Origin of the sequence: Burkholderia sp. HI2500, assembly GCF_002223055.1 — a bacterium.
Classification (GTDB): Bacteria; Pseudomonadota; Gammaproteobacteria; order Burkholderiales; family Burkholderiaceae; genus Burkholderia.
The window spans coordinates 688,630-710,491 of record NZ_NKFL01000004.1; the positions used below are offsets into that span (position 1 = coordinate 688,630).

At 67.9% G+C, this 21,862-nt stretch carries 21 protein-coding genes; 10 read left to right on the forward strand and 11 right to left on the reverse strand.

Annotated elements, in window-relative coordinates; genetic code table 11:
• Window positions 1-84 precede the first annotated feature (84 nt).
• Both CFB45_RS05850 and CFB45_RS05855 read right to left on the reverse strand, forming a co-directional pair.
• Window positions 85-633: a GNAT family N-acetyltransferase gene (locus CFB45_RS05850; RefSeq protein ID WP_089424861.1), complete on the reverse strand. Its 549-nt coding sequence runs from the start codon at window positions 631-633 to the stop codon at window positions 85-87.
• Window positions 634-691: 58 nt separating this feature from the next.
• The gene (locus CFB45_RS05855) at window positions 692-1,315 is read right to left on the reverse strand and encodes a helix-turn-helix domain-containing protein (RefSeq protein WP_089424862.1); all 624 of its coding nucleotides are present in this window, start codon (window positions 1,313-1,315) and stop codon (window positions 692-694) included.
• A 141-nt stretch (window positions 1,316-1,456) separates the two neighbouring features.
• Between CFB45_RS05855 and CFB45_RS05860 the strand changes: the two genes are divergently transcribed.
• Both CFB45_RS05860 and map read left to right on the forward strand, forming a co-directional pair.
• On the forward strand, window positions 1,457-1,693 hold the full coding sequence (locus CFB45_RS05860; protein WP_069247499.1) for a ParD-like family protein: 237 nt from the start codon (window positions 1,457-1,459) through the stop codon (window positions 1,691-1,693).
• Window positions 1,693-2,499: a type I methionyl aminopeptidase gene (gene map, locus CFB45_RS05865; RefSeq protein ID WP_089424863.1), complete on the forward strand. Its 807-nt coding sequence runs from the start codon at window positions 1,693-1,695 to the stop codon at window positions 2,497-2,499. Before CFB45_RS05860 ends, map begins: the two co-directional genes overlap by 1 nt.
• A 158-nt stretch (window positions 2,500-2,657) precedes the next feature.
• Here map and CFB45_RS05870 read toward each other — a convergent pair whose 3' ends face one another.
• The gene (locus CFB45_RS05870) at window positions 2,658-3,161 is read right to left on the reverse strand and encodes a GAF domain-containing protein (protein ID WP_089424864.1); all 504 of its coding nucleotides are present in this window, start codon (window positions 3,159-3,161) and stop codon (window positions 2,658-2,660) included.
• Window positions 3,162-3,263: 102 nt separating this feature from the next.
• On the reverse strand, window positions 3,264-4,181 hold the full coding sequence (locus CFB45_RS05875) for a LysR family transcriptional regulator (protein WP_089424865.1): 918 nt from the start codon (window positions 4,179-4,181) through the stop codon (window positions 3,264-3,266).
• 109 nt (window positions 4,182-4,290) lie between these two features.
• Between CFB45_RS05875 and CFB45_RS05880 the strand changes: the two genes are divergently transcribed.
• Window positions 4,291-5,163 (forward strand): pirin family protein, encoded by an 873-nt coding sequence (locus CFB45_RS05880; protein WP_089425870.1) that lies wholly within the window; start codon window positions 4,291-4,293, stop codon window positions 5,161-5,163.
• A 126-nt stretch (window positions 5,164-5,289) separates the two neighbouring features.
• Window positions 5,290-5,775, forward strand: coding sequence for a GNAT family N-acetyltransferase (locus CFB45_RS05885; protein ID WP_089424866.1), 486 nt, complete (start codon window positions 5,290-5,292; stop codon window positions 5,773-5,775).
• Between the two features lie 32 nt (window positions 5,776-5,807).
• On the opposite strand, the gene CFB45_RS05890 is transcribed toward CFB45_RS05885, so the two are convergent.
• Genes CFB45_RS05890 through CFB45_RS05900 form a run of 3 tightly spaced genes read right to left on the reverse strand, consistent with a single transcriptional unit; the run spans window position 5,808 to window position 7,782 of the window.
• A complete protein-coding gene (locus tag CFB45_RS05890) occupies window positions 5,808-6,677 on the reverse strand; it encodes a cytochrome c oxidase assembly protein (RefSeq protein ID WP_089424867.1) in 870 nt (289 codons plus the stop codon).
• Between the two features lie 10 nt (window positions 6,678-6,687).
• Complete coding sequence (locus CFB45_RS05895) at window positions 6,688-7,134, reverse strand: copper chaperone PCu(A)C (protein ID WP_089425871.1); 447 nt, start codon at window positions 7,132-7,134, stop codon at window positions 6,688-6,690.
• A gap of 12 nt (window positions 7,135-7,146) precedes the next feature.
• A complete protein-coding gene (locus tag CFB45_RS05900; protein WP_089424868.1) occupies window positions 7,147-7,782 on the reverse strand; it encodes an SCO family protein in 636 nt (211 codons plus the stop codon).
• A gap of 282 nt (window positions 7,783-8,064) precedes the next feature.
• Between CFB45_RS05900 and otsB the strand changes: the two genes are divergently transcribed.
• Together otsB and otsA are read left to right on the forward strand one after the other, a co-directional pair.
• Window positions 8,065-8,817, forward strand: coding sequence for a trehalose-phosphatase (gene otsB / locus CFB45_RS05905; protein ID WP_089424869.1), 753 nt, complete (start codon window positions 8,065-8,067; stop codon window positions 8,815-8,817).
• On the forward strand, window positions 8,814-10,193 hold the full coding sequence (gene otsA, locus CFB45_RS05910) for an alpha,alpha-trehalose-phosphate synthase (UDP-forming) (protein WP_089424870.1): 1,380 nt from the start codon (window positions 8,814-8,816) through the stop codon (window positions 10,191-10,193). The genes otsB and otsA overlap by 4 nt, the downstream gene beginning before the upstream one ends.
• 77 nt (window positions 10,194-10,270) lie before the next feature.
• On the opposite strand, the gene CFB45_RS05915 is transcribed toward otsA, so the two are convergent.
• Window positions 10,271-12,103 (reverse strand): ABC transporter ATP-binding protein, encoded by a 1,833-nt coding sequence (locus CFB45_RS05915; RefSeq protein ID WP_089424871.1) that lies wholly within the window; start codon window positions 12,101-12,103, stop codon window positions 10,271-10,273.
• Window positions 12,104-12,666: 563 nt separating this feature from the next.
• On the opposite strand from CFB45_RS05915, the gene CFB45_RS05920 reads away from it, so the two are divergent.
• From CFB45_RS05920 to CFB45_RS05930, 3 genes are all read left to right on the forward strand, one after another.
• Complete coding sequence (locus tag CFB45_RS05920) at window positions 12,667-13,731, forward strand: glycosyltransferase family 4 protein (RefSeq protein ID WP_006476459.1); 1,065 nt, start codon at window positions 12,667-12,669, stop codon at window positions 13,729-13,731.
• Between the two features lie 237 nt (window positions 13,732-13,968).
• On the forward strand, window positions 13,969-14,775 hold the full coding sequence (locus CFB45_RS05925) for a hypothetical protein (RefSeq protein ID WP_089424872.1): 807 nt from the start codon (window positions 13,969-13,971) through the stop codon (window positions 14,773-14,775).
• A gap of 39 nt (window positions 14,776-14,814) precedes the next feature.
• On the forward strand, window positions 14,815-15,279 hold the full coding sequence (locus CFB45_RS05930; protein ID WP_089424873.1) for a DUF2214 family protein: 465 nt from the start codon (window positions 14,815-14,817) through the stop codon (window positions 15,277-15,279).
• Between the two features lie 78 nt (window positions 15,280-15,357).
• Here CFB45_RS05930 and gudD read toward each other — a convergent pair whose 3' ends face one another.
• Window positions 15,358-16,710 carry a glucarate dehydratase gene (gene gudD, locus CFB45_RS05935; protein ID WP_039348297.1) on the reverse strand — a complete coding sequence of 451 codons (1,353 nt, stop codon included), beginning with the start codon at window positions 16,708-16,710 and terminating at the stop codon, window positions 15,358-15,360.
• Between the two features lie 358 nt (window positions 16,711-17,068).
• Here gudD and CFB45_RS05945 point away from each other — a divergent pair, with 358 nt between their 5' ends.
• On the forward strand, window positions 17,069-17,818 hold the full coding sequence (locus tag CFB45_RS05945) for a FadR/GntR family transcriptional regulator (RefSeq protein ID WP_069247513.1): 750 nt from the start codon (window positions 17,069-17,071) through the stop codon (window positions 17,816-17,818).
• Window positions 17,819-17,954: 136 nt separating this feature from the next.
• On the opposite strand, the gene CFB45_RS05950 is transcribed toward CFB45_RS05945, so the two are convergent.
• Both CFB45_RS05950 and CFB45_RS05955 read right to left on the reverse strand, forming a co-directional pair.
• Window positions 17,955-19,103: a branched-chain amino acid ABC transporter substrate-binding protein gene (locus tag CFB45_RS05950; RefSeq protein ID WP_089424875.1), complete on the reverse strand. Its 1,149-nt coding sequence runs from the start codon at window positions 19,101-19,103 to the stop codon at window positions 17,955-17,957.
• A gap of 364 nt (window positions 19,104-19,467) precedes the next feature.
• Window positions 19,468-21,612: a phosphocholine-specific phospholipase C gene (locus tag CFB45_RS05955; protein ID WP_089424876.1), complete on the reverse strand. Its 2,145-nt coding sequence runs from the start codon at window positions 21,610-21,612 to the stop codon at window positions 19,468-19,470.
• Between the last annotated feature and the right edge of the window lie 250 nt (window positions 21,613-21,862).

Here is a 21,862-nt window from a genome sequence, read left to right on the forward strand (position 1 = left end):
AAAAGCCCCGCTTCGGCGGGGCTTTTCTTTTTTCTGCATCGCTTGCGGCCGTCGTGCATGGTGCATGCGACGGCCTGCGGGCGATCAACCATCCACCGGCTGCGCCGGCGTGTCGAGCGTCAGCTGATAGAACGCCGCGTCGAGCCACCGGCCGAACTTGAATCCCGCCTGCGTGATCGTGCCCGAGTGCGCGAATCCGAGCTTCGTATGCAGTGCGATGCTTCCCGCATTGGTCGCATCGATACAGCCGACCACCACGTGCACCTGCGCTTCGCGCGCGCGCCGGACTACCTCGCGCAGCAGCACCTCGCCCAGCCCGCGGCCGCGCTGGTCGCGATGCACGTACACACTGTGTTCGACCGTGTACTTGAAGGCGGGAAACGCGCGGAACGTGCCCCAGCTCGCAAAGCCCAGCAGCGTGCCCGACGCGTCGACCGCGCCGATGACCGGGAAGCCGCCCGCGCGCTTCGCCGCGAACCACGCGACCATCGCTTCCGGCGGACGCGGCTTGTAGTCGTACAGCGCGGTCGAGTTCGCGATCGCGTCGTTCAGGATCTCGAGGATGGCCGGCGCATGCTCGGCCTCGCTGCAATCGATCAGGCGGACGTCGTCGCGCTGTTTCGGGGAATTCATACCGGCTCCTGTAGGCAATAAATAGGGCGCGCGCATCGCTGCTGCGACGACGCGCTCATCAGGGGTTCCGCACGCCGGCGGCGGCAGACGCATCGCAGATCGCGACGACATAGCGCGCGGCATGCGACGACGGATTGCTGAAAATCAGCGGCTGGTCGAGCCGCATGGCCAGGCAGTCGCCTTCGTGAAGTTCGTGAAGTGCGTCGCCGAACGTGACGTCGACGCGGCCACTGATGACCCACACCTGCTGATGCAGCGCGCTTTCACGTCCGCCGCTGTCGTACGCGACGCGTGCACCGGGCGGGAAATCCACCTCGACGAGCTGGATCGGCGACGGCCAGCCGGCCGGGGAGAGGTTGCGGCGCACATAGCCGGACGCCGGATCTCGCCATTCGGCCTGCTGCGCGCGGCGGGCCAGCGGCTGCGCGGGCGTGTCGTCCTGGTCGCCGCCGAACAGGCCGGCCAGCGATACGCCGAGGCCGGCCGCGAGCTTGTCGAGCACGACGGCCGTCGGGCTGGCCGAAGCGCGTTCGATGAGCGAGATCATCGAACGACTGACGCCGGAGCGCGCGGCCAGCGCATCGAGCGTGTAGCCTCGCACGGTGCGCAGGTCGCGTACGCGCCGGGCGATGCGTTCGTTGATGCCGGTGTCGTCGGCAACGGCGGTTGCTGATTCTTTCATGATGGATTTATTTTCCAGCAAACTGGAATTCGATGTCAACGGGGTCGACCTCAGGCGGCTCGACGGAACTCGAACGGCTTGCTCGGCAGTCGTGCGCGGCGTAATATACGAATCGACTACGTTTCGTTTAATTGGGGATATATGGGCATCATCAAGATTTCCGAGCACATGCACGAGCGGCTGCGCTCGACCAGCACGGCGCTGAGCCGCTCGATCAACGCGCAGGCCGAACACTGGCTGCGCGTCGGGATGCTGTCGGAACTCAATCCGGCGCTGTCCTACGGCGATATCTGCCGGATGCTGATCGAGGCCGAAGCGCGGGGCGGTGAGACGGGGCCGGCGGAACCGGTCGAGCACGGCATCGAGCAGGTGGCGTAATGGCGAAACGAGAAATCCCGATCCGCGGCGCCGCGGAAATCGCCAAGTCGCGTGAAGCCGCGAAGCTCGCGTCGCAGGTGCTGACGATGATTACCGAGCATGTGAAGCCGGGTGTCACCACCGACGAGCTGGACGCGCTCTGCCGCAACTACATCGTCGACGTGCTCGGCGCGATACCGGCGAACATCGGCTATCACGGCTTTCCGAAAACCGTGTGCGCGTCGGTCAATCACGTCGTGTGTCACGGCATTCCGACGTCGCGGCCGCTGCGCGACGGCGACATCGTGAACCTCGACATCGCGGTGATCAAGGACGGCTGGTTCGGCGATACGAGCCGCATGTATTTCGTCGGCGAACCGAACGAGCTCGCGCGGCGCCTCGTCGCGACGACCTATGAGGCGATGCACGCGGGCATTCGCGCGGTGCGTCCGGGTGCGACGCTCGGCGACGTCGGCTACGCGATCCAGCAGGTCGCGCATCGTGAAGGATTCAGCGTGGTTCGCGAGTACTGCGGGCACGGCATCGGCGACGTCTATCACGACGAGCCGCAGGTGCTGCACTACGGCCGCCCGGGCACCGGCGTGCCGCTCCGGCCGGGGATGATCTTCACGATCGAGCCGATGCTCAACGCGGGCAAGCGAGACACGCGCATGCTGGCGGACGGCTGGACGGTGGTCACGAAGGACCATTCGCTGTCGGCACAATGGGAGCACATGGTCGTCGTGACGGAAACGGGCTTCGAGGTGCTGACCGAGGACGCGAAGCCGCAGGCGTTCCCGGCGCTGTCGGGCACGCACGCCGCCTGACGCATGCAGTGCGCCACGAAGGGTGGTGCGGTGGCACAGTGGAACGGGCCCCTTTGCGGGGCCCGTTTCGTTTTCGTTCGAGGTCGCGAAGCGCGGCGCGATTTACGCGCGAACGCGGCGAACGGTTGCTTGGTGGCGGAGCGCGGCCCGGCCGCCGCTCAACTGCGCGCCTTCTGCCATGCGGATTCAACGAACATGCGGCACAGCGCTTCCATCCCCTTGCGGTCTTCGTCGTCGAAGCGCGCGGCGACCGGGCTGTCGACGTCCCACACGCCGATCAGCGTGCCGTCGGCGGCCACCAGCGGCACGACGATTTCCGATTCCGAGGCGGCGTCGCACGCGATATGGCCGGGGAAGTCATGCACGTCGCGCACGACCTGCGTTTCGCGCGTCTGCGCGGCCGTGCCGCACACGCCCTTGCCGAGCGCGATCCGCACGCAGGCGGGCTTGCCCTGGAACGGCCCGACCACGAGTTCCGTCCCGTCGAAGAAGTAGAAGCCGGCCCAGTTGAGACGGTCGAGCGAGTGGTAGACCAGCGCGGAGAAGTTGGCCGCGTTCGCGGTCAGGTCGCGTTCGGACTCGACGAGCGCGCGTGCCTGCTCGACGAGCGTCGCGTATTGATCGGCCTTGGAGGCGTTGGGGTCGTTGGACAGCGTGAACATGGCGGGAAAGCGATCAGGGTTGTGGAATGCGCGATGCGCGTACCGCAGTCTACGGCACGCGCGCAGGGTTTGCAGCGCCCGGTCACGCGTGAAGCGGCGCGCTCAATCAGGTTCGAGTTCAGCAAACCGCTCCGCGAGAAAATCGAGCAGGGCGCGCACCGCGGGCAGCAATCCCCGGCGCGACGCGAACACCGCATGCACGATTTCTCGACGCGGCGCCCAGTCGGGCAGCAGGGTCACCAGCTCGCCGCGCGCGACCTCATCGCGCACCATCATCGTCGGCAACTGCACGATGCCGACGCCCGCGACGGCTGCCGCGCGCAGCGCGAGCATGCCGCCCGTCACGAAGCGCGGCTGGTGATGAATTTCCGCGTGAGCACCGTCGGGCCCGCGCAGCCGCCACACGTGCGCGGACTGCGGGGCGCCGTGATCGAGGCTCGGCAGGCGCGCGAGATCGGCGGGAACGGCCGGGGCGCCATGCTCGCGCAGCAGCGCCGGGCTTGCGACGAGGCACTGGCCGCGCTCGGCCAGCACGCGCAGCGCGAGATCGCTGTCTTCGAGCGGCGGCGGGCGCACGCGGATCGCGACGTCGATTCCTTCACCGACCACGTCGACGCGCCGGTTGGTCGCTTCAAGGTGAATTTCGACGCGCGGGCACGCGACCATGAACGCGGCGATCATCGTGCCGACCAGCGAATCGAGCAGCACGATCGGGCAACTGACGCGCACGATGCCGCGCGGCTCCTCGTGCAGCAGCGCGATCGCCTCGTCGGCGGCATCGGCCTCGACGAGCATCGCGCGGCAATGCGCGTAATAGGTCTGTCCGACGTCGGTGACCGTGAAGCGGCGCGTCGAGCGCTGGATCAGCCGCATCCCGAGCCGCGCCTCGAGCAGCGCGATGCGGCGGCTCAGCTTCGATTTCGGCATGTCCAGCGCCCGCCCGGCCGGTGCGAAGCCGCCGTGTTCGACGACTTGTACAAAGTAATAGAGATCGTTCAGATCCCGCGCTTTATCGTTCATGAAATGGAACGCTGCGTGCGATTTTGGCAGTCTACCGGATCGATCGTTCCACCACTATATTTCTACCCAGGATGCGAAACACGTGTTTCGCCGCAATTCGGAGAAGGCAATGAAGAAGATCCAGGGTGTGTACAGTGCGCCGCGCGGCCATTGGGTCGGCGACGGTTTCCCGGTGCGTTCGATGTTCAGCTACCAGTCCCACGGCGCGCACCTGAGCCCGTTCCTGCTGCTCGATTACGCCGGCCCGACCACGTTCGAGCCGGGCTCGGCCTCGGCACCGCGCGGTGTCGGCCAGCATCCGCACCGCGGGTTCGAAACGGTGACGATCGTCTATGACGGCGAGGTCGCGCACCGCGACTCGACCGGCGCGGGCGGCGTGATCGGCCCGGGCGACGTGCAGTGGATGACGGCCGCGAGCGGGATCCTGCATGAGGAATTCCACTCGGAAGGGTTCACGCAGCGGGGTGGCCCGCTCGAGATGGTGCAGCTGTGGGTGAACCTGCCCGCCGCGGACAAGATGGGGGCGCCCGGCTACCAGACGCTGCTGAACGCCGACATCCCCGTGGTGGAGCTGCCGGACGGCGCGGGGCGCGCGCGGATCATCGCGGGTGAACTCGACGGGCGGCGCGGGCCGGCCCGCACGCATACGCCGATCGACGTGTGGGACGTGCGGCTCGTGGCCGGCGGCCATGCGCGGTTCCCGGTCGCCGAAGGGCGCACGCTCGCGGTGGTCGTGCTGAGCGGTACCGTGCAGGTGAACGGCGAAACGGTCGCCCGCGAAGCGCAGTTCGTGCAGCTCGGCCGCGAAGGCAGCGACGTCGAGATCGAAGCGAACGGCGACGCGAAGCTGCTGATCCTGAGCGGCGAACCGATCGACGAACCCGTCGTCGGTTACGGGCCGTTCGTGATGAACTCGCAAGCGGAGATTCGTACCGCGATCGAGGACTTCAACAGCGGCCGCTTCGGCCAGATGCCGGCATGACGGACAGGCCCCGCGCAATGCGGGGTCTGTTTTTATGCGCGGGCAGTCGGTCGCGCGGCGCGTGCGCTTCGAGGCATAATCGTCGATTGCCGCGCGCCGGCCGGCGCGCCCGAATCAGGACCGACCATGAACGCATCCGCTGCATCCCCGAGCGCCGCCGATCTCGACTGGCGCTGGAAATCCTTCGACGCGCTGACGGCGCGTGAAGTCTATTCGATCCTCGAAGCACGCAGCGCGGTGTTCGTCGTCGAGCAGAACTGCGTGTATCGCGACATCGACGATGCGGACCAGGCTGCATGGCACCTGGCCGCCTTCGATCCGGCAGGCCGCCTGGCCGGCTATCTGCGGGTGCTGCTGCCCGATGCGCAGAACACCGACGTACGCATCGGCCGCGTGCTGACGACCGCCGCGTTTCGCGGCGCGGGCCTCGGCAACGGGCTGCTGTCGCGCGCGCTCGAGCATATCCGCGCGCAGTGGCCGGAGACGCCGGTGAGCCTGCATGCGCAGGCCCACTTGCAGCGTTTTTACGGCGCATTCGGCTTCACGCCGAGTTCGGACGTGCACGACGAGGACGGCATCCCGCACGTGTGGATGAGCAGCGCACGCGCGTAATGCGCGATGCGCCGCGCCGCGCCGCGCAGCAGTCAGTGCGCGGCGTGCGCCACCGGCGGCCGGTTCGCGCGCTGCGCGGCACGTTCATCGATCAGGCGGCCGCGCGCGGACAGCCGCAGCCAGTGGCGCAGCGCGATCAGCGCGCCGATCACGCTCATCATCGAGCCGGGAATCCACAGCAGCAGGCCGCCGATCTGCTGGTCACGCAGCGGGCTCAGCCACGTGAACGCACGGCCGCAAATCGAATAGATCGGATACAGCTCGTGCGGCGTGAAGAAGATCAGCGCGCCGAGCGCGATCTGCGGCGGGATCGCCGCGACGACGATCAGGATCCGGCGGCCCGGCGACAACCGCGCGGGCGGCGCGGGACGCGGATCGACGACGAGCCACCAGAACAGCAGCCCGTCGATCACCATGCTCCAGTTCATCACGCGATAGAGACGCCAGTCGAGCATCGCGATGAAATGGATCGGCGACAGCAGCCAGAAATAGATCAGCCCGACGAACAGCACGACCGCGACGACGGGATGGAACACCACGTCGAGCGTCGCGCGCACGGGCGCCCACGCGAGCGCGGGGCGCACGAAACGCTGCCGCCAGCGAAACGGGATGCCCGCGCGCATCGCCGCGCCCGGATAGGACAGCGCGATGAAGAACGGCCCGAGGTGGTGCAGCACGAGGTGCTGCGCGCGGTGCAGGAAGAACTCGTGCTCGAAGAAATAGTCGAGCCGCGTATGCAGCGCGATGTAGAGCGCCGTTAGCCCGAACCAGAACGAGAACTGCCGCAGCGGCGACACCTTCGCCTTCTTCACGCCGCGTGCGAACAGCACGGCGGCGGTCAGCACCGCGATCACCACGGTGGGCGACGGTTCCCACGGATCGAGCCAGTACAGGAGGTTCATCGCGCGCGCATCACTTCGCCTGGGCCGGCGATTTCACGGCGAACGGCGCATCGACCGTTGCGCCGTCGGAGAATTTCAGGCGCAGGTGCACGGTGTCGCCCGGCTTGATCGCGTGCTTCGGCTCCTCGAGCATGAAGTGGTAGCCGCCCGGCGCGATATCGACCTTGCCGCGCGCGGGGATCGTCAGCTTGTCGACCATTTCCATTTTCTGCGTCGAGCCGTTCGAGACGGTCTGGTGCAGCATCGCCATCCCGTAGTCGGGGCTGTCGACGTCGACGAGATCGACCGGCTTGTCGCTCGTGTTCACGAGCGTCACGTAGCCGCCGGCCGGCACCTTGTTCGGCAGCCAGCGCACCCAGGCGTTCTGCGCGGTGACCGCGCCGGCGGCATACGCGTGGGCGCCTGCGAACAGCGCGGCGAGGAGGGCGAGTGTCTTGAGGGTCGTTTTCGTTTTCATGTCGGGATGCATTCAGGTCGTGGAGGCGGTGTCGATGATCCGGCGCAGATCGGCGGCGATGGCGTCGGGCGAGTCGCGGTCGGTCGCCAGCAGGCGGGCGCGGCCGCTCGCGTCGAAGATGTAGACGGCCGAGCTGTGCGTGACTTCGTAGCCGCCGGACGGATCGCGCTTTTCCATCTGGTACGCGACGCGATAGCGCTTCGCGAGCGATTCGATCTGGCGGTCGGTGCCGGTCAGGCCGCGCGCATGCGCGGCGTCGAACGCGGCGACATACGATTGCATTGCCTGCGGCGTGTCGCGTGCAGGGTCGACCGAGACGAACAGGATGCGCACGTTGTTGGCCTGCGGGCCAAGCTTCGCCAGCACTTCCATCAGCCGCGCCATCGTTTCGGGGCAGACATCGGGGCAGTGCGTGTAGCCGAAGTAGACGAGCGCGACCTGGCCGTGGAACGCGTCGGCGTCGACGGGATGGCCGTCGCCGCCCGTCAGCGTGAACGACAGGTCGGGCAGGTGGCCGGTAACGTTGGTCAGGTTCCAGCGCGGCTCGTCGTGCGTGCACGCGGCGAGCGCCACGGCGGCGGCGAGGGCCGCGGCCGTGCGGATGAGGCGGGAGAAGCGCCGGTGCGGCGTGGTGCAGGCAGACGACATCCTGGGGCTCGATCGGACGGAAGGTTGGCCGGCCGGCGCGGCGCCATGCGTCGCGCGGCAGGCGGTTGCGACTGTAGCGCAATTCGCGCGCCCGCGTCCTTTCGAAACCCGTACGCCGCGGGCGAGCGGGGCAATATGTCGCAGTTGACGCAAGCCGCGGCGCGATGCCGGCGCCGCACCGGTTTCGCCCATCTCGATGCGCAGGCGCGGTAAGATGCGCACAATTCCATTCGCGCAGCGGCCGCCCGGCGTTTGCCGGCCGGCCCTCACACTATCGAATCGATGCAATCCGTTCCGGCTTCCCTGTCCCTGACCGATACCGCGTTCTTCTTCGACTTCGACGGCACGCTCGTCGAACTGGCGCCGACGCCCGACAGCATTCATGTTCCGCCGTCGCTGCTGACGCTGCTCGACGAGCTGCGGCGCCGCTCGCACGGCGCGGTCGCGATCGTGTCCGGGCGCGGCATCGACAACATCGACACGTTCCTGAAGATGCCCGGCATGCCGATCGCCGGCCTGCACGGCGCGGAGCGCCGCGATGCGAACGGCGACACGCAGCGCATCGGCTTCAACGACGAACGCCTGCTGCGCATCGAGCGCGAGCTGGCGGCCGTCGTCGACCGTCATCCGGGCATGCTGCTCGAAATCAAGGGCGCGGCCGTCGCGCTGCACTACCGCAACGCGCCCGAGCGCGAGGCGGCGGCACGCGCGGCCACCGAGCGCCTCGTCGCCGACTATGCCGATGCGTATGTGCTGCAGCCCGGCAAGATGGTGTTCGAGATCAAGCCGAAAGGCGTCGACAAGGGGCGCGCGCTCGCTGCGTTCCTCGACGAGCCGCCGTTCGCGGGGCGCGTGCCCGTGTTCGCGGGCGACGACCTGACCGACGAGAAGGGCTTCGCGGTGGTCAACGCGCGCGGCGGCCTGTCGATCAAGGTCGGCGCGGGCGAGACGTCTGCCCGCACGCGGCTCGATTCGGTCGACGCGCTGCATGAGCAGATCGCGCGCTGGCTCGGTGCGGAGCAGCCGGACGCATGAGTCGCCTCATCATTGTTTCAAACCGCGTCGCGCCGATTTCGGAAGGCGAACCGGCAGCGGGCGGCCTCGCGATCGGCGTCTACGATGCGCTGAAGGAGACGGGCGGCATGTGGTTCGGCTGGAGCGGCGAGGTCGTCGCGTCCGGTGCGCCGCAGATCCGCGTCGAGGAGCACGGGCCGGTCACGTTCGCGACCATCGGCCTGTCGCGGCGCGACTACGACCAGTATTACCGCGGCTTCTCGAACGCGACGCTGTGGCCCGCGTTTCACTACCGCACCGACCTGATCCAGTACGACCGTCACGAGTTCGAAGGCTATGGCCGCGTGAACGTGTGGCTCGCCCAGCAGCTCGTGCCGCTGCTGCAGGACGACGACGTGATCTGGGTGCACGACTATCACCTGATCCCGTTCGCGCGCGCGCTGCGTGCGGCCGGCGTGAAGAACCGCATCGGCTTCTTCCTGCACATCCCGTTTCCGGCTGCGCAGGTGCTCGTCAGCGTGCCGCCGCATCGCGACCTCGTCGAGTCGCTGTGCGCGTTCGACCTGCTCGGCTTCCAGACCGAACCCGACCTGCGCGCGTTCTGCGACTACGTCGAGTCGGAAGCGGACGGCGCGATCGAGCGCGACGGCCACCTGGCGACGGTGCACGCATTCGGCCGGACGCTGCGCGCGGCCGCCTATCCGATCGGCGTGCATCCGGACGAGATCGCGTCGCTCGCGCAGGCCGGCGAGCACGGCAAGGCGGTGCGTACGCTCGCGACCTCGCTGCGCGGCCGCAAGCTGATCATGAGCGTCGACCGGCTCGATTACTCGAAGGGGCTCGTCGAGCGCTTTCGCGCGTTCGAGAAGCTGCTCGAGCACGAGCCGTCGCATCGCAATCGCGTGTCGTTCCTGCAGATCGCGCCGTCGACCCGCGCGGAACTGCGCGCGTACCAGGACATCCGCCTGCAGCTCGAAGGGGAGTCGGGGCGCATCAACGGACGCTTCGCCGAGCTCGACTGGGCGCCGATCCTCTATATCCATCGCCAGTACGACCGCCAGCTGCTCGCCGCGCTGTACCGGCTCGCGCGGGTCGGCTACGTGACGCCGCTGCGCGACGGGATGAACCTCGTCGCGAAGGAGTACGTGTCCGCGCAGAATCCGGACGATCCGGGCGTGCTCGTGCTGTCGCGCTTCGCCGGTGCCGCACGCGAGCTGACCGGGGCGCTGATCGTCAATCCGATCGATATCGACGGGATGGCCGATGCGCTGTCGCAGGCGCTGACGATGCCGCTCGCCGAGCGGCGCGCGCGTTATACGGACATGATCGCGCAGCTGCGCGAGAACAACGTGTCGGTGTGGCGCGACAACTTCCTGCGCGATCTGCAGCACGCGTAACCGGCGGTTCATCGAGCAATGAAAAAGCCGCAGTGCGACGCGCACTGCGGCTTTTTTGTCGGCTGCGGACCGGTGTGTCAGGCCACGCGTTCGCCGGTCGGCGTGCTGCCGTCGGGGGCCGGGTGGTGGCGGCCGTGCTGTTTCGCGAGCAGGTCGCGGTACAGGCCCGGACGGTTGCGCAGCACGTCGGGCGGGCCGTCGTCGATCACCTTGCCGTTGTTCATCACGATGATCCGGTCGAAGTTGCGCAGCGTCGACAGGCGGTGGGCGATCGCGATCACCGTGCGGCCGACCATCAGGCGGTCGAGCGCGCTCTGGATCGCTTCCTCGGATGCGCTGTCGAGCGCGGACGTCGCTTCGTCGAGCAGCAGGATCGGCGCATCCTTCAGGATCGCGCGCGCGATCGCGATACGCTGGCGCTGGCCGCCCGACAGCTTGACGCCGCGGTCGCCGACGATCGTGTCATAGCCTTCCGGCATCGCTTCGATGAACTCCGCGCAGCGGGCGTCGCGCGCGGCGGCGAGCACTTCCTCGCGAGTCGCGTCGGGGCGGCCGTACGCGATGTTGTCGTAGATCGTCCGGTGCAGCAGCGAGATGTCTTGCGGCACGAGCGCGATCGCGTGGCGCAGGCTGTCCTGCGTAATCGTCTTCACGTCCTGGCCGTCGACCTTCACGGCGCCGTCCTGCGTGTCGTAGAAGCGCTGCAGCAGCGCAAGCACGGTCGACTTGCCGGCGCCCGACTTGCCGATCAGGCCGACGCGCTGGCCCGGCTCGATATGGAGTTCGAAGTGGTCGAGGATCGCGCGGCGGTGCGGATACGCGAACGTCACGCGCTCGAAATCGACGCGGCCGCCCTTGGCCGACAGCGGCTGCGCGTCGGAGCTGTCCGGCATCCCGTGCGGCTCGAGCAGCGTCTTGACCGCCTCGGACAGGCGCGCGATGTGCTGCGTGACGTCGACGAGCGCGACCGCGAGATCGCGTGTGCCGTGCAGGATCGTGAAGCCGAGCGAGCTGACGAGCACGATGTCGCCCGACGTCGCGCGGCCCTGATCCCACAGCCACAGCGCCCAGCCGAGCAGGCCGGCGGACAGCATCGCGGTGATCACCGCGTGCAGCAGGCGCAGCTTCTCGAGATAGAGCAGGCTCTGCTGGCGCGCATCCATCTCGGCCTTGACCGTCGCGCCGAAGCGCTTCTGCTCGCGCAGCGTCATCCCGAACGCACGCACGAGGCCCATGTTGCCGATCACGTCGACGAGCTCGCCGTCGACCGCCGCGGCCTTCGCCGCGAACGCGTGATGGCGGGCCGAGCCGCGCCCGGCGAGCTTGAACAGGATGACGGACAGCACGGCCGAACAGCCGAGCAGGCCGGCCGCCATCATCGGATTGACGACGATGATCATCAGGATCGCGCCCATCACCGCGATGCACGGCGGCAGCACGTTCCACGCCATCGTGTTCTCCGACGTGTAGACCGCGTTCGACGTGGCCGTGATGCGGCTCGCCAGCGTGCCGGGCTGCTTTTCGGCGTAGTAGGTGGGCGAATGGCCGATCAGGTACTGGAACAGGTCGCGCCGCAGGTCGCCGGTGACCGCGACGAACGTGTGCGCGGCGAACCAGCCGCCGACGCGCCACAGCAGGTTGTCGGCCGCGATCAGCCCGACGAGCAGCGCGAACGCGCTCCACAGCGGGCCGGGGTGATGCCGCCCGGTCGCCAGCACGTCGATCAGGTGCTTGATCGCGTATTGCGAGCCGAGCGCGCAGCCGACGGCGGCCAGCACGCTGCCGAGCACGATCAGGTGGGCGACGGGATGCAGGCGGATGTAGCGGAACAGGAACGCGATCGGTCGATGCGCGTAGCTCGACAGCTTCGCGTTGTGGGCGTTGCGCTGGGCAGGGGTGAGAGATTCCAAAATATGCGTGCGGTGATTCGGTGAGTGAGCGTGGCGGCTGGATCGCAGGCCGGCGTTCGCCCGGACTGAATAATCCGGCATTGTAAACAAGCCCGCGTGTCGCGCTGCGCGAATCTTGCCTTGGCCAGGGGCTCGCGGTCGATTTTGAGATAAAATCCGGCATCCCGTCCTGCCTCATGTGCCGGAATCACGCTGCCGGCGGTCACGGGGTCAAGGAATGCCAAAAGGGCCTTCCACTCTAGAACGGACGCCCAAGTCCGCGGGTTGCAAAGTGTTGCACCTTTGTAACAAAGTAAAGTGTTTGAAATGTTGTGCGCCGTATCGGGATTAACCCTAGATAATCGGCTCCGGGTTCGATTCCAGGTTTTTTACGAACCCCTGTCAACGGGTCTTCGTTTCAAACGTTCTATGCCTGTCGCGTCGCCGACGCTCCTTGAGCAGCGCGGGTTCGACGCCCCCGGCAGGCTGATTCGTCCGATCTTCGGACGACCTGCATCCAGCCCGGACCGCCGGCAGGTTGCCGACCCATACCTGGTTTTTAGCCGATTTTTTAGGAGTTACGCATGCGAATCGCCCAAATCGCTCCGTTGCACGAAGCGGTGCCCCCGAAACTGTACGGCGGCACCGAGCGAGTGGTGTCCTACCTCACCGAAGCACTTGTCGAGATGGGGCATGACGTCACGCTCTTCGCGAGCGGCGATTCGCAAACCTCCGCGAAGCTCGAAGCCTGCTGGCCGCAGGCGCTGCGCCTCGACCCGACGATCCGCGACGTGATGGCCCCGCACATGCTGCTGCTCGAGCAGGTGCGCCGCCGCGCGGAAGAGTTCGATGTCCTGCACTGCCACATCGACTACTACCCGTTCTCGCTGTTCTCGCGCCAGCCGGTCCCGCATCTGACGACGATGCACGGCCGTCTCGACCTGCCGGAACTGCAGCCGATCTTCAACGCATTCAGCGACGTGCCGGTCGTGTCGATCTCCGACAACCAGCGCATCCCGCTGCCGCAGGCGAACTGGCTGTCGACCGTCTACCACGGCCTGCCGGAAAACCTGCTGACGCCGATCCCGAACGTCAAGCCGAGCTACCTCGCGTTCCTGGGCCGCATCTCGCCGGAGAAGCGCGTCGACACGGCGATCCGCATCGCCGAGCAGGCCGGCCTGCCGATCAAGATCGCCGCGAAGCTCGACAAGGCTGACCGCGCGTACTACGAAGAGAAGATCAAGCCGCTGTTCGCGCTGCCGCACGTCGAGTACATCGGCGAAATCAGCGAGTCGGAAAAGACCGAATTCCTCGGCAACGCGCATGCGCTGCTGTTCCCGATCGACTGGCCGGAGCCCTTCGGCCTGGTGATGATCGAGGCGATGGCCTGCGGCACGCCGGTGATCGCGTTCAAGCGCGGCTCGGTGCCGGAAGTGATCGACAACGGCGTGTCGGGCTTCGTCGTCGAAGACGAGCTGTCGGCCGTTGCCGCGCTCAAGCGCCTCGATACGCTGCCGCGCGAGAAGGTCCGCGCCGCGTTCGAAGCCCGCTTCTCGTCGAAGGTGATGGCGCAGAACTACGTGAAAGGCTACGAGGAACTGCTGCGCCAGAAGCGTCGCACGGTGCTGCGCGAAGTCAACGCAAGCTGATTGCGGGCCGCCGCCGCGCTGCGGCGCGCGGCTTGCCATCGACGCCCCGTCCGGGTTCCCGGCGGGGCGTTGTCACATCCACGGCGCGGATCTGTTGTATTCTCGCCGCGCCCGACGCTGCGAACGGCCCCCGAAGCGGCCCGGCAGGGCATCCGTCCGTCTGTCCAGACGGTAATGTCCCTATAATGGCCGTGCCGTGAAATCCGGCCCCGCACGAATAACCAGAGGAGAGCAGTCTTGGCGAGAACGAAATCCACGCGCGCAGCGCCGGCCCCCGGCGCCGGTGTGATCTTCGCGTTGCGTGCGATCGGTCTCGTGCTGCTCGCGCGCTGGCTGTTCTCGATGTCCCAGATGGGCTATCGCTCGTCGCTGTCGGCGATGGTGTCGTCACCCTGGGCGTTCATCTACCTTCTCCTGATCTTCCTGCTGCTCGCGCTGCCGGGCGCCGTCGCGCGCGCCGAACGGCCGTTCCATCCGCTGCCGCAATGGCTGCGCCAGGCGCTGCGCGTGTTCGCGCTGATCGGTTTGCTGTTCGCGGTCTGGTCGATCGGCATGTTCGTCTGGGTGGACGGCTGGCGCCTCGCGCTGCAGGCGGTGACGGCGACCAACGGCTGGCTTGTCGCCGCACCGGCGCTTTATGCGGCGATCGTCTGGATCTGCCGCCCGCGGCCGCTGTGGCGGACCAACGTGGCCGCCCGCCGCTTCGCGGTCGGCCGTTATGCGATTTCGCTCGACGTGCTGACGCGCACCGCGATCGTGTGGATGGAAAGCCGCAAGGTTGGCCAATACGACGCGCGCGAACTGTCGGTGCGCTGGCCCGGCCGGGCGGCGCCTGCCGCAGGCGACGGTGCCGCGGACGCGCAGCCGGCCGTCGTGCCGCCGCGCCGCGGCAGCCTGTTCAATCGGCCGAAGGTCGAACTGCTGTGGGATTCGCCGGCGGCCGTCGGCCATAACCGGCAGATCGTCATGCGCGCGCCGCTCGCGACCGAAGGCGACCGCGTCGCGGTGCTCGCGCTCGACGCCGCGCTCAAGCAGATCGTCTGACAAGGCCCGCGCACGGCGTGCGGGCGACAAGGAGGCGAGATGATCGTCCGTTGGTTGCTGGCTGCCGTTCACCTGAGTGCGTTCGGCGTCGCGTTTGCCGCGATTGCGGGGCGTAACCGCGCGTTGCGCCGGCTCATCGCGTCGGCGCAGGCGGCCGACTTGCCCGGCGTATTCAAGGCGGATGCCGCGTGGGGGCTATCGGCGCTCGTGCTGATCGCGACGGGCCTGATGCGCGCGTTCGGCGGTTTCGAGAAAGGCGCCGCGTACTACCTGCACGAACCGCTCTTTCACCTGAAGATGACCGCGCTCGTGCTGATCCTGCTGCTCGAGGTCGTGCCGATGCTCGGGCTGATCCGGTGGCGCATCGCCGCGCGGCAGCAGCAGATGCCTGATCTCGGCCGTGCGCGCACCTATGTGCGGATCGGCCATTGGCAGGCGGTGCTCGTGATCGTCATCGTGTTCGCCGCGTCGGGGATGGCGCGGGGGATTGGGGCGGCCGGCTAGGCCTGGCCGGGTAGGTGCGGCCGGGTAGGGCCGGCCCCAGCTCGACCGGGCGACCCTGCCGCCCGGCCGCACCCGCGCTCAGCGCACGAGGCAGGGGCGCTTGTTGTTGAAGGTCCAGCCCGGAATCAAATACTGCATCGCCGCCGCGTCGTCACGGGCACCGAGCCCGTGCTGCTTGTACAGCTCGTGCGCGACCGCGACGGCATCCATGTCGATATCGATGCCGAGCCCCGGCCGTTTCGGCACTTCCACCAGCCCGTTCTCGATCTTCAGCGGTTCGCGCGTCAGCCGCTCGCCGTCCTGCCAGATCCAGTGCGTGTCGATCGCGGTGACCTGGCCCGGCGCGGCGGCCGCGACGTGCGTGAACATCGCGAGCGACACGTCGAAATGGTTGTTCGAATGCGAGCCCCACGTGAGGCCCCAGTCGCGGCACATCTGCGCGACGCGCACCGAACCCTGCATCGTCCAGAAGTGCGGGTCGGCGAGCGGGATGTCGACGGCCTGCAACTGCACCGCGTGACCCATTTGCCGCCAGTCGGTCGCAATCATGTTGGTGGCGGTCGGTAGCCCCGTCGCGCGGCGGAATTCGGCCATCACCTCGCGGCCCGAGTAGCCGTTCTCCGCGCCGCACGGATCTTCCGCGTACGCGAGCACGTGATGCTGGTCGCGGCACAGCCGCACGGCCTCGTCGAGCGACCACGCACCGTTCGGGTCGAGCGTCACGCGCGCGTCGGGGAAGCGCTCGGCGAGCGCCGTCACGGCCTCGATCTCGCTCGCGCCTTCGAATACGCCGCCCTTCAGCTTGAAGTCGTTGAAGCCGTAGCGCGCATGCGCGGCCTCGGCCAGCCGCACGACGGCCTCGGGCGTCAGCGCGGCTTCGTCGCGCACGCGCGTCCAGTCGTCGGTCGCGCCGCTGCCGTCGCGGTAGGCGAGTGCGGTCTTCGTGCGATCGCCGATGTAGAACAGGTAGCCGAGCATTTCGACGCGCTCGCGTTGCTGGCCCTCGCCGAGCAGCGCGGCGACCGGCACGCCGAGATGCTGGCCGAGCAGGTCGAGCAGCGCGGCTTCGAGCGCGGTGACCGCGTGGATCGTCGTGCGCAGGTCGAAGGTCTGCAGCCCGCGGCCGCTCGCGTCGCGGTCGGCGAAGGTGCGCCGCACGTCGTTGAGCACCGCGTGGTAATTGCCGACCGGCTGGCCGACGACGAGTGCGCGCGCATCGTCGAGCGTGCGTCGGATACTTTCGCCGCCCGGGACTTCGCCGACGCCGGTGCGGCCCGCGCTGTCCTTCAGGATCACGAGGTTGCGGGTGAAGAACGGGCCGTGTGCGCCGCTCAGGTTGAGCAGCATGCTGTCGTGGCCGGCGACCGGAATCGCTTGCAGGTCGACGATACGCGGCGTGTCGTGGGAGGGCGAGGCAGTGACGGCGTTCATGGGCGGCGATGGCGAAAGGGTGGGCAATGCCGTGCGGCAAAAGCTTTGCCGCGCGCGACGGGAGGTGCGATCATTCGACAACCGACATGCGCGGCGCGCAAGCCCCGCAGGTCGACGCAACCCGAAACGGGGTGGGAGCGACAACCTGACCAGCGGAGCGCAGAACGCGAACGCTGGCTGATCGTAAGACATGGGACCAGGCGGCGCAGGAGTGCTCGCTTGAGTCGACAGGAGATCCGTGTTTCGATCATCAGTCGTCGGATGACTTGTGACGCAGTATAATGAATCATCGGCTTTCGCTCAAACCCCGCGTAAACCCTCGGCTCACATTACGATCATTCAAAAAGGAACCGGCCTCATGTCCGTGCCTACGCTTCCCGCAGCGCCGCGCCGTCGCGCACGCAGCCTCGCACAAGATGTCGTCGACGCGCTGACCGCGCAGATCGAAAACGGCACGCTGCGTCCCGGCGACAAGCTGCCGACCGAAACCGAAGTCATGGCGGCGCAGGGGGTGAGCCGGACGGTCGTGCGCGAGGCGATCTCGCGGATGCAGGCGAGCGGCCTCATCGAGACGCGCCACGGCATCGGCAGCTTCGTGCTGGAGCCGTCGCGCCGCCAGACGCTCGGCATCGACCCGGCGACGATCACGACGCTGCGCGACGTGCTCGCGGTGCTGGAGCTGCGCATCAGCCTCGAGAGCGAATGCGCGAGCCTGGCCGCGCAACGCGCGAACGATACTGACCTGGCCGCGCTGCGGCGCGCGCTCGACGCGATCGCATCGGGGGCGGGCGGCGGCCGCGACACGGCGCAGCTCGACTTCCAGTTCCACCTGCAGATCGCGCAGTCCACCGGCAACCGCTATTTCGTCGACATCATGACGCAGCTCGGCACGTCGATCATTCCGCGCACGCGCGTGAATTCGGCCCGCTTTGCCGGCGACGATCTGGAGCGCTACGTCGGCCGGCTGAACCACGAGCACGAGGATATCTACGAGGCGATCGCGCGCCACGACCCGGAAGCGGCACGTGCGGCGATGCGCACGCACCTCACCAACAGCCGCGAACGGCTGCGCCGCGCGCACGAGGCGGCCGAAGCCGAGGCCGGCTGACGCACCGGGCGGCGCGGCCCACGGCGCCGCCGGCCGGTCGAATCGCCTCAACATCAGTCGTCATACAAGATCGATCTCCCTTCATCGATCGCCGGGGCCGGGCGGCGTTGCCGCCGCCGGCCGCCGGCACCGCCGATCAGCCTCCCTTCGTCGTGATCGTCTTCCACGCGCCGCTCTTCACCTGGTACAGCGTCGACATCCCGCTCTTCAGCGAGCCGTCGTTCGCGAACGAGATGCGGCCGGTCACGCCTTCGAAGTCGATCTTCTTCAGCGCCGGGCGATAGACCTTCGGGTCGGTCGAGCCGGCCGCCTGCATCGCCTTGATCGCCGCCCACGCCGCGTCGTAGCCGAACTGCGCGTACGACAGCACGTCGACGCCGAAGCGCTTCTTGAAACGCGCCTCGAAATCCTTCCCTTGCGGCAACTCGTCGAGCGGCCGGCCGTATTCCCACGCCATCGCGCCTTCGGCGGCCGGGCCCGCGATCTTGATGAACTCGTTGTCCTTCACGCCGCCGCCGCCGACGAACTGCGCGTTCAGCCCGAGCTGGCGCATCTGCTTGATGAAGTTCGCGGCGAGCGAATCGAGGCCGCCGAAGAAGATCAGGTCGGGATTCTTCGCCTTCAGGCTCGTGATCTGCGCGCGGAAGTCGACCGCCTGGTTGCTGGTGAATTCGCGGCCGATGAGGTTCCCGCCCGCCGCCTTCACGGCCTTCTCGAACTCGTCGGCCTCGCCCTGGCCGAACGCGGTGCGGTCGTCGATGATCGCGATGCGCTTCGCCTTCGTCACGTCGACCGCGTACTTGCCCGCGTTGCCCGCGTTCTGGCCGTCGGTCGCGATCACCATGAACATGTTCGCGAGCCCGCGCGCGGTGAGCGTCGGGTTGGTCGCCGCTGGATCGATCACCGGGATGCCGGCCTTGTCGTAGACGACCGATGCCGGAATCGTCGTCCCCGAGTTGAAGTGGCCGACCACGACCGACACGTTCTGGTCGACGAGCGCCTGCGCGGCCTGCACGCCGATGCGCGGGTCGGCCTGGTCGTCCTGCACGACGAGGTTGAAGTGGACAGGCTTGCCGGCGATCTGCACTTTCTGCGCGGCGGCATCGTCGAGCGCGAGCTGCACGCCGTTCTGCAGGTCCTTGCCGTAACCGGCGTTCACGCCGGTGAGCGGCGCGGCGAAGCCGACCTTCACGTCGGTCGTATCGGCGGCCTGGGCGGCCTGTTGCGAGAGGAGGGCAAGCGCGGATGCAATCGACACCGACAGCAGGGAATGACGGAATTTCATGTTGTTCCTCTTGTTCGACACCTGCGAGTGAGTACCGCATGCGCCCGGGCGGGCCGGACGCGTGCGACGGGCGGGCGGTTCGACCGCTTCTCGGAATCGGGCGGGGAGGTCGGCATCGTTATCCTCGGAAGAATCTCCCGTCAGGCTCTGCGAAGAAGCGCCCCGATCGCCTCGATATATAGGTCGCCGATATGCCCGGGTCTTGGCAATTCGCCGCGCATTCGGTGCGGATTTGCGCATAGCTTCCGCGCGTGCGGCGGCAGCCGGTATCGGGAGTTTCCCGTCGCGAACGGAGCGGGCGGAGAGGAGGGGGAGACAGGAAGGCGGCGCGGCCCGCCGGGGCCGCGCCGCGCACGCGACGCCGTCAGTCGGACAGGGCGTCCGATGCGGCTTCGGCATCGTCGTGCGATGCGTGCGTGCGGATCAGGGGATCACTGGTGCTCGGGCGGCCGGTTTCGACGTGCCCCGCGAAGCGGCGCAGGAAGCCGAGCAGACGGCCGTCGCTGACGGTCAGGTCGTACCAGCCGTGGCTGCCGCGCAGATCCCAGTAGTCGTCGACGTGCTGGCCCGGTGCGAGGTCGAACGTGCGCGCGCGGCCGTGGCCGTACGCGTTCGTGACCTTGAGCCGCACGGCCTTGTGGCCGCGGTTCATCAGGCGCAGCGTGATGTTGCCGTTCGCGACGTCGTAGCCGTAGATCACCTCGGGGTTCACGTTCGCGCTGCCGACGCCGGTCGCGAACGGGCCGCGGAAATGGCAGTAGAAGCCGTTCGGGCCGTACACGTCGAGGTCGTACAGGCCGAGCGACGCCGCGGCGCTCCACGTGTCGGCGATCCGCTTGCCGGCTTCGACCGTGTACGCCCACGGGCCGTCGAGGCGATTGCGCGACTGTACCTGGAACGCGGCGCCTGCCCGGCCCGTGTTCGCGAAGGTCAGCCGGAACAGCCCGTTCACCGATTCGACGCGGCCGTGCACGAACAGCTCGTACGGCAGCGCGCGCGCCGGACGCAGCCCGGCCTCCTGCTTCGGCAGCTTCTGCAGCACCGGCGGCACGGGGATGTAGTCGGGATGGCGCAGGCGGTCGGGCGGCGCATAGCTGCTCGTATCCGGCAACGTCGGCCAGCCGGCATCGGCCGTGGCGAAATCGAACGCGGCGGTCAGGTCGCCGCACACCGCGCGGCGCCACGGCGAGATGTTGCCGGCCTTGACCGGGTATTGCGCGCCGAAACGTGCCTCGATGAATTGCAGCAGCGACGTGTGATCGTAGGTCTGCGAGCAGACCCAGCCGCCCTTCGTCCACGGCGACACGACGAGCATCGGCACGCGCGGCCCGAGCCCGTACGGGCCGGCCATGTGCGATGCGTCGCCGGGGAACACCTCGTTGGTCGTCGCGACCGTCGACAGCCCGTTGTCGCGCGACTGCGGCGCGAACGGCGGCTGCACGTGGTCGAAGAAGCCGTCGTTTTCGTCGTACGTGATGAAGAGCGCGGTCTTGCTCCATACCTCCGGGTTCGACACGAGCGCCTTCAGCACCTGCTCGATGTACCACGCGCCGTAGTTCGCCGGCCAGTTCGGGTGCTCGGAATACGCTTCCGGCGCGCAGATCCACGACACCTGCGGCAGCGTGCCGTTCTTCACGTCCTGCTGCAGGATGTCGAACAGCGTGCCGCCCGCGCTGATGTTGGTGCCGGTGCGCGCCTTGTCGTACAGCGGCGTGCCGGGCAGCGCGGTGCGGTACTGGTTGAAGTAGAGCAGCGAGTTGTCGCCGTAGTTGCCGATGTACGGGTTCTGCGTCCAGCCCCACGACCCGGCGGCGTTCAGGCCGGTGCCGACGTCCTGGTAGATCTTCCACGACACGCCGGCGTTCTCGAGCACTTCCGGATAGGTCGTCCAGCCGTAGCCCGCTTCCTCGTTGCCGAGCACGGGGCCACCGCCCGTGCCGTCGTTGCCGACGTAGCCCGTCCACATGTAGTAGCGGTTCGGGTCGGTCGAGCTCGGGATCGCGCAGTGGTACGCGTCGCAGATCGTGAACGCGTCGGCGAGCTGGTAGTGGAACGGGATGTCGTCGCGCTTCAGGTACGCCATCGTCGTGGTGCCCTTGTTCGGCACCCACTGGTCGTAGCGGCCCTTGTTCCAGGCGGCGTGCATGTCCTGCCAGCCGTGCGGCAGGTCCTGCAGGAACTGCAGGCCGAGCTTGTCCGCGCCCGGGTGGAACGGCAGCAGCTCGGCCGGGCCGACCGGCTGGTGGAACACCGACTTGCCGTTCGCGAGGCGCAGCGGACGCGGGTCACCGAAGCCGCGGACACCGCGCATCGTGCCGAAGTAGTGGTCGAACGAGCGGTTCTCCTGCATCAGGATCACGATGTGTTCGATATCGCGGATGGTGCCGGTGCGGCGGTTCGCGGGAATCGCAAGCGCATCGCGAATCACGGGGGGGAACAGGTTCAGCGCGGCGGCGCCGGCGGTGCCGGCAGCGACGCGCAGGAAGTCACGACGGTTCGATCGGGTCATGGTCGTTATCGTGCGGTAAAGGGGGGAGCCGATTGGCAGGACCTGCTGGAAGGGCGCGCCCGGGTCGCAGGATGCGGCTGCGCCGGGTGGTGCCGCCGCGAGCATAGCGAGAAATCGGTGTCATTCATGTGAAGTCCGGAAACGTTTGCATCCGCGTCGAAGCGATATCGAAGCGGCGTCGGGCGAATGTCGCCAGCGGTCGCGGTGCGGCAGGGATGAGGCGGGAAAGCGATGCGGCGCGGGATGCGCG